Source organism: Paenarthrobacter sp. NPDC091669 (assembly GCF_044756725.1).
GTDB lineage: Bacteria > Actinomycetota > Actinomycetes > Actinomycetales > Micrococcaceae > Arthrobacter > Arthrobacter bambusae_C.
The window spans coordinates 235,183-249,362 of sequence record NZ_JBIVTK010000003.1 but is presented as its reverse complement, the minus strand read 5'-3'; the positions used below and the strand labels follow the sequence as shown (position 1 = coordinate 249,362).

Below are 14,180 nucleotides of genomic sequence, written 5' to 3'. Positions count from 1 at the left end.
TCTCTACTTTGGGTTGCGCGAGAGGCGCTCCGCTGCACAGGGATTCGAAGGAAGTTTGTCCTCCGAACGGGGTTAAGGATTCACCCATGCTTGGGTGTGCTAGGTAGCGGGTCTGGGCGGGGCCAAGACCTGGCGCACTGGTGGCGTCGATTGCCGCTTTGTCTGATAGGCCCGTCGTTGATCCTTGCCAGTGATGCCGCATCCGGCCGTTCGGCAGTGGATGCTGCCTAGGTAACCATGTTAGGGAGGAAGCAAATACCGACCGCTATGGCTTATGCGTCCATTCGCGCTCTTCCCGCTTCGACTGGACTTCCGGCAGGAGGCTCTTCAGCCATCAGGGAAAAGGACCACGTGATTTCCCACCAGACCGTGCTTCACGGGCGTGAAAAACCCCGCACGGCTCAAGCCTGTCGTGTGGTGCTTCCGTGAACCCGTTCGCGGAATCTCCGAAGCCGCGCGCGAGGGCCGCAACTGAGCCCGGTTAGCCCAGCGCCCGGTGCGTCAGGCATGCTCTGACACCGCTGATGTTCAAAATAATAGACAGACGATCCATTTTGTGGAAAGCTGTGGGCGGATGCAGTTTTCCATCTTTCGGTATGATGTTTCATCTATCAACATGGAGCGCGTGTTTTTACACGCCGGGAAGACGCGGAGACTACATTTCGATGCTCCACGACAAAGGAGGGAACCTCGATGGGTGACTTTGATGGGCTTGCTGCGATAGTAACAGGCGGAGCCTCGGGCATCGGCGCCGCTGTGGCGAGGAAGCTGCAGGAAAGCGGCGCGAACGTTGCGGTGATGGACCTTGCGCCTTCCGAGGACCCCGGCGTATTTAGTGTCCTGGCGGACGTGTCTAATGATGATTCTGTCTGCGCGGCAGTGGATGCAGTGGTTCAGCGTTTTGGCCGAATAGACATTGTTGTGAACAACGCGGGCATTGGTGCGCAAGGGCATGTGGGCAGCAATACGGATGATGAGTGGCATAGGGTGTTCGACGTGAATGTGCTCGGACTCGTGCGAGTAAGCCGGGCTTGCTTGCCGTACCTTCGCGAATCGCCGGCGGCAGCCATTGTTAACACGTCCTCGTTGGTGGCCACGGCTGGACTTCCTAAGCGGGCGCTCTACACCGCCTCAAAAGGTGCGGTACTCTCACTGACTCGCGCCATGGCCGCTGACCATCTGCATGAGGGCATCCGTGTCAACTGCGTAAACCCTGGCACGGCCGACACGCCATGGATCGGCCGCCTTCTCGCCGCAGCAGACAACCCGGCGGCAGAGCGGGCGGCCCTTGAAGACCGCCAGCCGCACGGCCGGCTTGTCACCCCGGACGAGGTGGCCGATGCGATTATCTATTTGGCCAGCCCCCGTTCCGGGTCCACCGCGGGTTTTGACTTGGCAGTTGATGGCGGGATGCAGGCCTTGCGGCTCCGTCCCCAGGTGCGCTGAAACGCCCGCGTTACCTGTTCCTCGGTGCCAGCTGTCTCTATCAGTGATAGGCCACTCATAAACAAAGACGCAACATCCGCGTCTAACCCTGATTTGAATTCTCAGACTTGGAGCCCAAGAAGAATGTCAACGCCGACAATTGCCAGGTTCAGCGCTAACGACGGAACCGAACTTGCACTCTACATTTACCGCCCAGGGCACGGCCGGCCGGCGCCCGTCGCTCTTTCCATGACCCCCTACACGGCGACGCCAGATGCGGATTCGTTCATCCCAGCGCTCCTCTCCGCCGGTTATGTGTTCGTCGCCATGGACGTTAGGGGTACCGGCTGCTCTGGTGGTGAATTTCTGGGCCCCCTGTCACCCCGGGAGATCGACGATGCCGTCGAGGTGATTGACTGGCTCGCCGAGCAAGAATTTTGCGACGGTCAAGTGGCTCTCGTCGGGCCCTCCTACCTTGGGGCCAACCAGTTTTTGGTGGCGGCTCGGCAGCCGCAAGCCCTTAGGTGCATCGCTCCGGCCGTTGCCCCTATCGACTTTTACCGTGATTGGACACATCGTGGCGGTATACCCAGCCACCAGAACTGGGCTGCGGATACCTTTCTTGCCCGTCCTAACCAGCCCAGTCGATCACAGGGACCAGCGCTTGCGTTCTATAACGCCGCGATGCTGGCAGTAGAGGATGGGCCCCTCTTTCGGGAGAGGTCGCCTGAGGAGTTCATCCACGATATCCGGGTTCCGGTGTTCCTGATCGGAGGCCTCCATGATTTCTTTCGCGGAGCGACTCTGCGCGCATTCGAGTCCGTCCGAACCCCGAAGAAGCTACTCATGGGGCCTTGGGGTCACGGCGCATCCGCCCCGCAGGAACTCATTGCTTGGCTCGACCACTGGACAGGTCGCGCTCAGCTGACAGGTGTTAGTGACTCGCAAATGCGCTGGTGGATCCTCGGTCGCGAGGAGTGGATTGACTACGACCCAGATGAGACCTCCGAGGTTGTCAGCGCGCCACTTCCTGAGGAAATTGTTGTTTGCAATGGCGATCCCCTGATCCAGCCACCAGCATCTCCCACGACCGATGAGGATCTAGCGGGGGGCTCAGGGCTTCATCTGTGGGCGGAACGGCAGCGGGTTGTCATCGACACCCCCGGGCATGGTGTCGTCCGGGGCTGCCCGGTGGCGGAGCTCTCGCTGCGCGTCGACGGCTGGGCGGACGCCGACCTCTACATCCGACTCAGCGTTGCAGAGAAGGACAGCCCAACCCGACAGCTTACCGAAGGGCGCCTGCGCCTCTCTCAGCGAGCAATCGATACCGAGCGTTCAATTTTTGACGAACGTGGCCGACTCAAACGGGTTGTCCTGACTCACAAGGACCCCAGCCCGGTTCCGTTCCATACGGATTTCAAGGTGGCGATAGAGCTACTTCCCACGTGCTTCGAGCTCGCCGAGGGTTCGCAGCTCGTAGTCGGCTTCGACTCGACTCCGGTCGGCGGGCTCATGCCGAACGAGGGCGAACTCCGGATCCTCCCCGGAAGCTCGGTGCACCTCCCGTTCGCTGTTACCCTGCACTCCGATGCTATCAAGTCCTGAATCGCAGGCACTTATGCAGGCTCGGAGTTCTGTTTCACTGCCTGAAGGACCACCCTTGTGACTAATATTTTATTCCACCCCGGCCCCAAGCCGACGACAGCTTCACCGCGCCGGCTCCGCGTCAACCACCTCGAGAAACCATTGGGACTTCTCCATACGCGCCCGCTTCTTTCTTGGGCACTACCGTCCGGAGCCATCACACAAAAAGCATACCGAGTCCGAACGACTAGAGGCTGGGATTCGGGCCTGGTCCAATCACCTGAGCACCTCTTCGTTGCTTACGGTGGCCCTGCCCTACAATCCGGGGAGCGGGTGGACTGGCAGGTCATGGTGTGGACGGATGCAGGCGCCAGTGACTGGTCCGAGATGGGACGATTCGAAGCTGGACTACTGCGGGCTCAGGATTGGAAGGCACATTGGATAACTCCGCCCGAATTGATCCCAGCGTTACCGGGGGAGCGTCCCGCCCAACTCATCCGTTCTGAATTTACTATCGATCGAGAGGTTCAATCTGCGCGCATTCATGCCACCGCGCGTGGGCTCTACGAGGGCTTTATTAATTCTGCGCGCATAGGTGATGACGAGTTGACCCCGGGATTCACCCAGTACCGCGAACGTCTGCAAGTACAAACGTTTGACGTCACAGCGTCTGTGCGGCTGGGACGCAACTCGATCGGATTTATCTTGGCTGACGGTTGGTACCGGGGCCAGATTGGGTACTTTCGCGCGCATGATCAGTGGGGCACTGACGTCAGTCTTCTGGCGCAACTGGTCGTGGAGCATCGTGATGGCACCTCAACGGTGATCGGAACTGGTGAGGGGTGGCGCAGCACGATCGGCCACGTCGTTGCGGCCGACCTGATCGCAGGAGAACGATGGGACCTGCGCAGATTTCCGCGCGGGTGGGCGGAGCCTTCCTTCGATGACTCACGCTGGCATGAAGTGGTCATTGGGGATATCGATGTGAGCAGATTGGTAGAGTCCCCTGCTCCTGCAGTTCGACGCGTGCAGGAGATGCGTCCCATCTCGGTCACTCGCCTCGATAAAGACCGTCAGATCGTCGATCTAGGACAAAACATCAACGGCTGGATCCGCTTATCCAGACTAGGTCCTGAAGGCGCCACAATCCGCCTCGTTCACGGGGAATGGCTGGACAGGGAAGGGGACGTCTTGACACAGAACCTCGCTCCGGACTATCCCGAGCTCAGGGCCGCCGGGCAGGTAGACACGGTTATTTCGGCAGGATGCCCTGGAGACGTTTTCGAACCGAGACGAACTACGCACGGCTTCCAGTACGTCAGGGTTGAGGGGCATCCTGACGATCTCACCCCGGACGACGTAACCGGCGTGGTGGTCCACACCGACATGCAGCGAACAGGTTGGTTTGAATGCAGCGACGACCGTCTGAACAAACTACACGAAGCAACGGTGTGGAGCTTACGCGATAACTCGTGCGACATACCGACGGATTGCCCCCATCGGGAGCGCGCTGGTTGGACTGGCGACTGGCAGCTTTTCGTTTCCACTGGTGCATTCCTTTACGACGTAGCAGGATTCTCTAAAAAGTGGCTGAGGGACGTCGCCGCCGATCAGACTCGCGATGGAACCGTCCATCATTTCAGCCCCATGGCACCGTACGACGCAGAGAAGAGCCCCGCCAGGGTTTTCTCTGGGTCAGCAGGATGGGGTGATGCCTGTGTGATCGTGCCATGGGCGTTGTATTGTGCATACGGTGACCGTGCGGTGCTTGAAGAATCCTGGCCGATGATTGTCGCCTGGTTGGGCCGTATCGAGCACATCGCTCTGACCAAGCGTCACCCTGACCGTGCCCTGCGCCGTCCGTCCCCGCTGCCCCATGAACGTTTCTTGTGGGACGCCAGTTCCCACTGGGGCGAATGGCTTGAACCGGGGCGCGAGATAGTTGATCTTGACGAGCATGCCGAACGGGACCAAGGGCATCTGGCCACCGCCTACTATACTCACAGTGCGGGTCTCGCGAGCCGCATTGCAGAGGTCCTGGGTAAGAGCGCGGAGTCAGAGTATTACCGCGGTCTGGAATCGGGCGCGCGGGAGGCTTGGCAACGGGAGTACATCGGACCTGACGGCTCCCTTACACCTGATACCCAAGCCAATCACGTCCGGGCTCTTGCATTTGACTTGGTGCCCGCCGTGCTCCGCGAGAGAACGGCCCAGCGACTCGTGGAACTTGTTCAGGAGTCAGAAACTCATTTGGCAACTGGCTTCCTGGCGACGCCTTTTCTGCTTCCGGTGCTGGCCGAAGCTGGTCATCTGGACCTCGCCTACTCCCTGCTTCTGCAGGACACAGAGCCTTCTTGGCTGGCAATGATCGACCGCGGGGCTAATACGATTTGGGAGAATTGGAACGGTGTCACGGCAGACGGCGCAGTGAACGCATCACTCAATCACTACTCCAAGGGAGCAGTGGTCTCATTCCTGCATCGGCATGTAGCTGGCCTGTCGCCGCTCGACGGTGAAGTTGCCTGGCGGCGCTTCCACGTCCGTCCCCAGCCTGGCGGTAACCTCAAGTGGGCAAAGGCTCGCCACGACAGTCCCCACGGTCTTATCGAGTGTGAGTGGAGACTTGCCGAGGACCAGTTACGCCTTTGGGTGGTCGTTCCTCCCGGCACTGAAGCCTTAGTAACTATGCCTGACGGGCTCGAACATGTTGCGGGACCGGGTAAGCACGTCTTCACCGGCTAAGGTCGCGGCAGCCTATTGAGCATTTACCAGTCATGTTCACGCTGCACCTGCCCTGGGCATCTCAAATCGTTACAGCCCTACCCTTAGGCAAACCCGGAACAACCGGAAGGACTACAGACCATGAGGCAACACCCACAAGAACGTACAGCTGGCATACCTGGTGCCGCGCGCAACCCCGTGCTGCCAATTTCCCATCACGTACCTGATGGTGAGGCTCATGTCATGCCGGACGGTCGGCTTTATGTATACGGCAGCTACGACACAATGGACAACTGGTACTGCTCCGACCTGTACCACGTGGTCTCTACATCTGACTTTTGCGAATGGAGGGTTCATGAGGTGGCTTTCCGGGGACAGCAGGTACCGTGGTTTCCTGACCCGGCCGGATATGGCGCGACCGTGCCTAAAAGTACAGTGCTTGCTTCAGCCGGGGGAGAAGATGCGGACGTGCCCTCTGAACTTGCGGGTTCCCCCTTGTTGTACGCTCCTGACGCTGTAGAGCGCCACGGGCTCTACTACCTCTACTTCTGCATGGCCGATGGCAGCGAAGGGGTCGCGACTTCAGACCGTCCTGAGGGACCGTTCGTCGATCCTAAGCAACTACCTGCCCGCGGCATCGATCCCGCGATTTTCATCGACGACGACAACAAGGTCTACTTCTACTGGGGCCAGATTAGTGCGCGTGGTGTGCAGATTGAGGACGATATGATGTCATTCGATCCCCAGGAAGTTGTTGAGGATTTAGTTACCGAGGCCGAGCATGGGTTTCACGAGGGGCCCTCTATGCGCAAAATAGGCGCTCTGTACTACCTAGTGTTCTCAGACGCATCCCGTGGTCGGCCCACCGCGCTCGGCTACGCTACGTCTGTCTCTCCCCTCGGTCCCTTCCAATACAAAGGCATTATCATCGACAATGCTGACTGTGACCCCGAGTCATGGAACAACCACGGATCGATCCAATGCTTCAATGACCGATGGTACGTCTTCTACCATCGCAGTTCTCGAGGTGGGCGCTTCCATCGTCGTCTTTGCCTCGAACCCCTTCAGGTGCTCGAGGACGGGAGCATCCCGGAAGTTCCCATGACGTCACAGGGGGTAGGGGAGCCATTCTCTGCTGGAGAGTTCGTCGAAGCCTTCCGCGCTTGTGCAGTTAGCGGGGGAGCGCGCATCGACGTTGACCGGAATGGCGACGAGTTTCTCACGGGCCTTTTCGATGGTGATGAGGCGGCATTTCGGTTTGTTCGTTCAATTGAAGGATTCTCGTCCATCAATCTCGAGCTCGAAGGGGACGGCGAAATCGACGTATTTTTAGGTGAGACTCACCTGTGCAGCTTGCAGGCCAGCGGTGGGAGGCAGTCCTATCGCGGTTTCTTCCCCCGCGTCGTTGCTTCGCATGAAGAAGAACTCAGGCTGAGGGCTCGGCGTTCCACCGGCTTATCAATCTGGGGCTGGGAACTGGGCGAGTAGACGCACACTATAGGGTGGAACCCTACCCTAACCTGCTTAATGTCAGAATCTCATCCTAGATAAGGGCCTTTGACAGGCTGATCCTAGTTCCTGGGCCGCAGGCTGACAATCGTAATGGCACGCACAGGATCGCACTAACACCGCATGGAAAGGGGCTGGCCATTGCGAGGTTCCTGCCGTCACGCGTATGGACGGTCTCGGCGATATAGGAGACTCAGGGTGTTTGGACTCCCAGACCCAGGACTTGCCAACGGGGAAAGCTCGTCTTGAAGTCGCGATCGACAAGCATGTCCCCATGTCGAATTCGTGAGGTGATCTGCCGAGCTCAGCTCTTCCGGAATTCCAGGCAGCCCCCTAAGTCTCTTGGACAAACGCTGTTCGAACAACACTTGAGTTGCGGCCCCACGTTCACCTGGGCCGGTAGGTCTTGCTGATTGGACGCCTACAGATAGGTCTATCCAACTGTATTGAGGCCCTGTGTGTAACCAGCCCTCAATGCTGAACAGCTAGTTCGTTTGAACTCACCGTCCGCTCCTTGGTCACCGACTGGTATTTCTGGAGCGCGGTATTCCCTGTGCAATCGGAAGGGTATGGCCGTTACGTAAAACGCGCTGATCTCAAAAGTACTAGGCGAGATTGAACTGGGTGCAGCTCAGGCCCAACCTGAGTTGGGATACGCTCGGAGTTGGGCCGGATTTCCCGGGCGTCGCCTCGCTCCGCTCCCGAGCAGTGATGCACAAAAGCACAATTCGGAACTGCGTGCGGGAGCGCGAGCCCTCGGCGTTCTCCTCGACCTAGAGATGTCAGGGGCGATGGCAGCCCACGCTTGGTCCTGATGTTCGATGTGGAGACGGCCGACGGAATCTCGTTCCGTGGTCTCGCAGACGCGACTTCACGATCACGGCGCTCACCCGACTCGTCTAGGGACGGACGTTGCCCGTGTGCTACGGCCGGCCATCACGAACCTTACGTCGCCCTTGCCCCGGGTGCGGACTCCATTTGCAGAATCGACCCGCACGATCCGACAACACCTCCGCGAGCGCAGCATCAAGGCCCGTCATTCCAGAGCCCAGAGAGCAGGAGCGGCATCGCAAACGCCGCGACTCACGCGGTCGCAGGCCGGTTTCGCTCGACGCTTACGATGACGAGAACCGCAATGTGAGCGACGGCGGTTCTGCCAAAGGAAGCAAGGTGTGGCCTCGTCACGGCGCAATCGCTTTGGATACACGCATGGTCAGACATGGCCTAACTGCTATATCCCATCGCGCAGTCCCGCGCCAGACGGGCAAGTTCTATCGCCCTGCGGTCTGCACCGCCGGGGTACTGCATGGGCGCTGGAATGTAGCCAAACGACATCTCCGATTCAGGGTCAGCAAATGCGAGTGCACCCCCCGCTCCATCATGTCCAAACGCACGGTGTCCCGCATATGGCATGCGCGGATGGGGCAGCATGAAGATGACCCCGAAGGCATTCTGTATGTGAAGGACTCTGTCCAGTCCCCAGGAGTGAAGTTGTGACATGAGCGCGAACGTTTCGGGCCGCGCGATAGGGTTGCTAGCTCCTGGCAGTGCATCCGAGAAGAGGCGTGCGAGGCCCCGTGCAGATCCCACGCCACCGACTGCAGAGGCACCGATCCGGCGCATTCTGGCGTTGTTTGCCCCCACGGCGCCCGCTGTGCTCTCGGAACCACTTCCGAACGATCCTAAAGCAAGGGCGGATATTCCATCGGCCGGAGCTTTCCCCAGGTCTGCCACTTCACGCAGCTGTTCGGGTGTAAGTCTTGCTTCACCCACAGGCACGTACCTGTCGTCCGAACTTTCTGGCAGACCAAGATAGAAGTCTGCCCCGCGCGGTGCCCGTATCTCGAGTTCATACACTTCTTGCAGAGTCGCACCTGTTACTCGCCTGACCAGCTCCTCCATGAGGATCCCGATAGTCAAAGCATGGTAGCCGAATGCCTGACCTGGTACCCAGAGAGGGGCCTGTTGGGCGAGGGCTGCGGCCCCAGTTCCAGACTCAAGAAGAAGATCGACTTCGAACTTCCCTTCGATTCCAGGCAATCCTGCCTGGTGCGACAGTAGCTGACGGACGGTGATAGCGGATTTTCCCGCTACTGAAAATTCTGGCCAATAGCGTGCAACCGGCGCATCGAGTTCCAGACGCCCGTCGTCAATGAGTGTGGCAATGACTAACGCGGCAACGCCTTTCGATACCGAAAAGACTCCCGTGACTGAGTCTGGTGTTAGTTCCGGTCCCCCCGCTATGTCCACGACAGGCTTGCCACGCCACCAAACCGCCAGTTGGCCACTGTAACCATCGCTTTCGAGGTATTGCTCGAACCTCCGGCCAACAGCGGCGAACCGGGTATCCATTTGCTCTTCCGCAAATAGTGCTTTCATGAAGATACCTCCCACGGCAACTTGTTGGCGTACTTATGTTGAAGGAAGGCTCGAAAACAATCGAGCCGGTGTTAATTTGTAGTCCCACGACGGGCGCTACCTCTACGCTGCCATTCTGTAATGCGTCGAATTTCCGTAGCCGAGCAACTTCTGGCGTTCACTATCGGAAAAGGTGTCCGCCAAGGACCTACGTCCTCTTCAAGGTGGCGCAGCAGATCAGAAATTAGAGTCGAGGGTCTACATGCATTTTCGGGCCCGCCCCGGAACCGTCAGGTCGTTCCCCGGAGAGGATGCCGGCTACGCCGTCGAGCCCCACCGTGTTAGCGACAAGCGGCCTCGGATCGACCGCACCGGAGGCGTAGAGTTCGATGGTTCCGGCGAGTCCTGGCGACGCACTAAGGATGCCCACAGCGGTGACGTCTTTGAGGGCCAAGGTCCGGGTGTCTATCATGCTGGGGCTGCCGGCAAGGCCAACATAAACGATGCGCTTTCCGGGTTCGACCAGTCCCAGCGCTTTTGCCGGCAGCGCGGGAGCATTGGAAGCATCGATCACCGCATCGAAAGGCAGGTCGGGGAGGTCGGCTGAGGCCCAGACACCGTCAAGTCCCAGAGTTTTGGCGAATTCCAAGGACCGGGGGGAGCGTCCCATCAAATGCACTTCAGCGCCCTGGGCCTTGGCGAAGAGTCCGGCCAGTAGGCCGATGGTTCCCGGCCCAAGGATGAGGACACGATCCCCTGGCTGCAAGGCGGCTCCCCGGACGGAGCGCAGTGCGTTGCCTCCGGGCTCTACCAAAGCGCCGAGAACTTCGTCAACGGTGTCCGGAAGCTCGTGGAGGGACGTCACAGGCACTGCGAGCTGCTCGGCAAGTGCCCCGTGGAACCCGCCGCGGATCCCCAGTTCATATCGGTGTTCACAGACATGTTGATTGCCCTTGCGGCAGCGGCGGCATATGCCGCAACCTAGCATAGTGTCTCCAGTAACCCTGCGGCCAAGCCAGTGCTCGTCTACGCCTTCGCCCACCGCGGAGACTGTTCCACTCCATTCGTGGCCCAGCCGTATCGGAAAGCGTGCGTGGCCCTCGTTAAGGTATTGCATTTCTCCGGTGAAGAATTCAACGTCTGTTCCGCAGACTCCCACGCGTTCGACGTCGATGATTGCCTGCCCAACGTTTGCTGTGGGAGGGGGCACGTCTTGAACTTCGGCGTCCTTGGGTCCGTTCAGTACGAAGGCTCTCACTGTGGTCTACCGGGGCGCCAGGACGGGCTGGCGCTGAGAGCCGAGGCTCTCGATGCCGAGTTCCATAACATCACCGGGCTTGAGCCAGATTTGAGGTGTGAATCCCATGCCGACGCCCGGCGGCGTCCCGGTGTTGATCAGGTCTCCGGGTTCCAGCACAAGGAACTGGCTCAGGTAGTGGACGATGAAGTACGGGTCGAAGATCATGGTGGATGTGGAGCCGTCCTGGCGTCGGACGCCATTGACATCCAGCCACATCCCGAGGTCCAGGACGTCGTCGATCTCGTCCGGGGTCACCAGCCACGGGCCTGCGGGATTGAAAGTTTCAGCGGACTTTCCCTTGGCCCATTGGCCTCCGCGTTCGATCTGGAACGCTCGCTCGCTGACGTCGTTGACGACGACGAAACCGGCAATGGCCTCGCGGGCTTCATCCACGCTGTTCAGGTAGCTGGTCCGCTTTCCTATGACGATGCCGAGTTCGACCTCCCAGTCCGGTTTGGTTGCCCCCCTCGGGATGCGTACTTCATCATTAGGGCCCACCAGGGTGTTCGGGGATTTGGTAAAAAGGATGGGTTCTTCCGGCACGGCCTGCCCCGTCTCTGCCGCGTGATCGCTGTAGTTCAGGCCAATGCACAGAATCTGGTGAGGCCGCGCAATCGGGGCCCCGATGCGTTCACCGGCAAATTCCTTTATGTTTCCAGAGGCGACACATTCGGCGACGACACCTTTGAGCTTGGCAATGCCGTCGTTGCCGAAGAACGCTTCGTTAAAGTCAGCGATGCTGTCCGACACATCCACATAGTGAGTGTCGCTGATCCGTACGACCGGCTTTTCTGCGCCGGCGTCTCCGATTCTCATGAGGTGCATGATTAGTTCTCCTGTGATGTCTAGGTGGTAAGGATTTGGTGGCTATGTGTTAAAGGTCGTCGCTGCGGTGATGCCGGCCCCGGACCACGGGCTGCAGGGGTTGCCCGTTACGCCTACACGGGCAGTGAAGAGCCGTCCTGCGTCCGGGTAGGTCTGGAAGTCGGCCGGGGCAAGATCCCGCGATGACGTGGTGATCAGCAGCAGGTCCAGTTCCGGGCCAACAAATGCGACGCTGGAAGGGTGAGGGCAGGGGACTGTCACCGTGTTTTCGTGCTTGCCCTCCGGTGAAAATGACCGGATCTCACCGGCGCCCCAGATGGCGACCCAGAGGCCGCCGCGAGAGTCAGTGCAGATTCCGTCCGGAAAGCCGTCGGTGATGCGAAGGTGTTCCCGCCTTAGTCCGACGGCCCCGGTGGCCGGTTCGTAGTCGCGAACGCAGATGATCCCCGGGACAGTATCCGTGTTGTAGAAAAGGCGGCCATCGGGGGACCACGCCAGCCCGTTGGAGAGGAAAAGGTCCTCGTCGATACAGGTCAGGTCTCCGCTGCCCTCAAGTCGGACCAGGATTTCTGCCCCTGTGCGCTCATCCAACGGGAGGGTGCCTATCAGGAATCGACCTGACGGGTCGCAAGCTCCATCGTTGGTCCGGCTGGATGTGCCGTCGGGCACGATCTTAGGGCCCGGGATTGTGTCACCAGCGGCGGTGACGACGAAGAGCTGATCCTGTCCGGCGACGAGCAGGTCTCCGTTGGCGGACCTGACGGCGGCACCAATGGTGCCGTCGAAGTCGTGGCGGTTGGTTTGCAGGATTCTGTCACCCTCCAAAAGGCCTTCGAAGGCTTGCCCTTTGACGATGTCCACCCAGAGGACTTGTTCGGTGGAAGCGTCCCACACCGGGCCCTCGGCCAGGACGTGGCGTTCGACGGACGCCACGGTGGCCGCATATGTTGTCATGAGATTGCTTCTTCGTATTGGCCGGCGATGATCTTTCGAATGGTCGGAAGGTCACTAACCAGGGTTGCCAGGGGTGTGCGGTAGGCAAGGGCGCTGATACTGATGGCTCCAGTCGGGACGCTGGGGGAAGACAAGTAGACGGGCAGGGCGACGCAGTTGACGCCGGGCTCGTTTTCCTGGGCATCGATGCTGTAGCCGCGTTGCCGGACAAGTGATAACTCGGCGTCGAGTTCCTCAGCGGTAGCGGCGGTGTGTTCGGTGCGCCGCTCGAGCTTGCGCCCTCCCACCCAGTTACGCACTGACTCCAGATCCGGAAGCTGCAGGGCAAGCAGCATCTTCCCTACGCCTGTTGCATGCGCCGGGTTCCGTCCCCCCACAGTGGAGGAGAGCTTCATGGCACCGACGGTTGGATCGACTTTGGCCCTGTATACGACGTCGTGACCGTCCAGGACGGCATAGTGGGAGGTCTCACCGAATCGTTGGGTCAGCTGTTCGAGGATCGGTTGAACACGAAGATGGTCAGGCCGTGCTTCGTGGTGGGCAAACGCGATGCGCAAGAACTCGTCTCCCAGAACATAATGGCCGTGCCCGTCCTGGCCGGCCAGGCCTGCCCGGCGCAAAGATGCCAATGCCCGGTGCACCGTGGGTTTGGCACCGTCAATTCGCTTCGCCATTTCGTCAAGGCTGATGCCGGCCGGATGACGGGCAAGCTCAAGCAGGACTGCGAGAACCCGGTCTGAGCCTACAAGTCGTTCGTCTTTCCCAGCGGGTTGCGTTTCTTCCATGTGTTGATCTTAGTTCCTATATCTGGAATGACATTTTAGTATGTTGCCCGACCGCCGGATATGTCGTACACGGCTCCGGTGGAGAAGCTGCACTTGTCTGACGCGAGCCAGGCAACAAGCTCGGCCACTTCCTCGGGGCGTCCTACGCGGTTCATGGGTATGAGGCTGGTGATGTGTGCGAGTACGTCGGGGGCGGTTGAGGCATTCATCGGTGTAGCGACCACGGCGGGGGCTATGGCGTTGACGAGTACGCCGTTCTTTGCAAGGTCCTTGCCCATCGTTTTGGTTAGTCCGATGACGGCTGCCTTTGTTGCCGAGTAGGCTGCCATGTTCGGGTTGCCGTCTTTACCGGCCATGCTGGCGAAATTGACGATGCGTCCCCATCCTGCTTCAGCCATTGACGGCGCAAATGCGCGGCAGAGATTAAACGTCCCGTCGACGTTGACGGCGAAGGTGCGCTTCCATTCGTCGTCGGTGACTTCCCAGAATGGCTTGTTGGGCCCGACGATCCCGGCGCTGTTGATGAGGATGTCGATGGGGCCGATCTCGGCGGCCGCACGGCGGACGGCGTCGGCGTCGGAAACATCAAGGGTGACGTCGGCGCCATCGCTGATGTCAATGGTGACAATCTCGGTGCCGTCTTTTGCCAGCCGGGCCGCTACTGCAGCCCCTAAGCCACTGATGCCGCCAGTGACGACTGCTTTCCGGATCATGATTTG

Annotated in this window: 10 protein-coding genes; 4 read left to right on the top strand and 6 right to left on the bottom strand. The window is 59.7% G+C overall.

Going from position 1 to position 14,180, the window contains the following annotated elements; all coding sequences use genetic code 11:
- Positions 1-693: 693 nt before the first annotated feature.
- The 4 genes from ACIQLI_RS06475 (at position 694) to ACIQLI_RS06460 (ending at position 7,218) form a co-directional block, all read left to right on the top strand.
- Positions 694-1,446: an SDR family NAD(P)-dependent oxidoreductase gene (locus tag ACIQLI_RS06475; protein ID WP_400386305.1), complete on the top strand. Its 753-nt coding sequence runs from the start codon at positions 694-696 to the stop codon at positions 1,444-1,446.
- A 123-nt stretch (positions 1,447-1,569) separates the two neighbouring features.
- On the top strand, positions 1,570-3,030 hold the full coding sequence (locus tag ACIQLI_RS06470) for a CocE/NonD family hydrolase (RefSeq protein WP_400386302.1): 1,461 nt from the start codon (positions 1,570-1,572) through the stop codon (positions 3,028-3,030).
- Between the two features lie 312 nt (positions 3,031-3,342).
- A complete protein-coding gene (locus ACIQLI_RS06465; RefSeq protein WP_400386299.1) occupies positions 3,343-5,751 on the top strand; it encodes a family 78 glycoside hydrolase catalytic domain in 2,409 nt (802 codons plus the stop codon).
- A gap of 120 nt (positions 5,752-5,871) precedes the next feature.
- Positions 5,872-7,218 (top strand): family 43 glycosylhydrolase, encoded by a 1,347-nt coding sequence (locus ACIQLI_RS06460; protein WP_400386296.1) that lies wholly within the window; start codon positions 5,872-5,874, stop codon positions 7,216-7,218.
- Positions 7,219-8,463: 1,245 nt separating this feature from the next.
- On the opposite strand, the gene ACIQLI_RS06455 is transcribed toward ACIQLI_RS06460, so the two are convergent.
- The 6 genes from ACIQLI_RS06455 to ACIQLI_RS06430 form a co-directional block, all read right to left on the bottom strand.
- Positions 8,464-9,618, bottom strand: coding sequence for a serine hydrolase domain-containing protein (locus ACIQLI_RS06455; RefSeq protein ID WP_400386293.1), 1,155 nt, complete (start codon positions 9,616-9,618; stop codon positions 8,464-8,466).
- Positions 9,619-9,841: 223 nt separating this feature from the next.
- A complete protein-coding gene (locus ACIQLI_RS06450) occupies positions 9,842-10,807 on the bottom strand; it encodes a zinc-binding dehydrogenase (RefSeq protein ID WP_400386290.1) in 966 nt (321 codons plus the stop codon).
- A gap of 54 nt (positions 10,808-10,861) precedes the next feature.
- Complete coding sequence (locus ACIQLI_RS06445; protein ID WP_400386287.1) at positions 10,862-11,722, bottom strand: fumarylacetoacetate hydrolase family protein; 861 nt, start codon at positions 11,720-11,722, stop codon at positions 10,862-10,864.
- Between the two features lie 42 nt (positions 11,723-11,764).
- Positions 11,765-12,676, bottom strand: coding sequence for an SMP-30/gluconolactonase/LRE family protein (locus ACIQLI_RS06440; protein ID WP_400386284.1), 912 nt, complete (start codon positions 12,674-12,676; stop codon positions 11,765-11,767).
- Complete coding sequence (locus ACIQLI_RS06435; protein WP_400386281.1) at positions 12,673-13,461, bottom strand: IclR family transcriptional regulator; 789 nt, start codon at positions 13,459-13,461, stop codon at positions 12,673-12,675. The genes ACIQLI_RS06440 and ACIQLI_RS06435 overlap by 4 nt, the downstream gene beginning before the upstream one ends.
- A 35-nt stretch (positions 13,462-13,496) precedes the next feature.
- The gene (locus ACIQLI_RS06430) at positions 13,497-14,174 is read right to left on the bottom strand and encodes an SDR family NAD(P)-dependent oxidoreductase (protein WP_400386278.1); all 678 of its coding nucleotides are present in this window, start codon (positions 14,172-14,174) and stop codon (positions 13,497-13,499) included.
- Between the last annotated feature and the right edge of the window lie 6 nt (positions 14,175-14,180).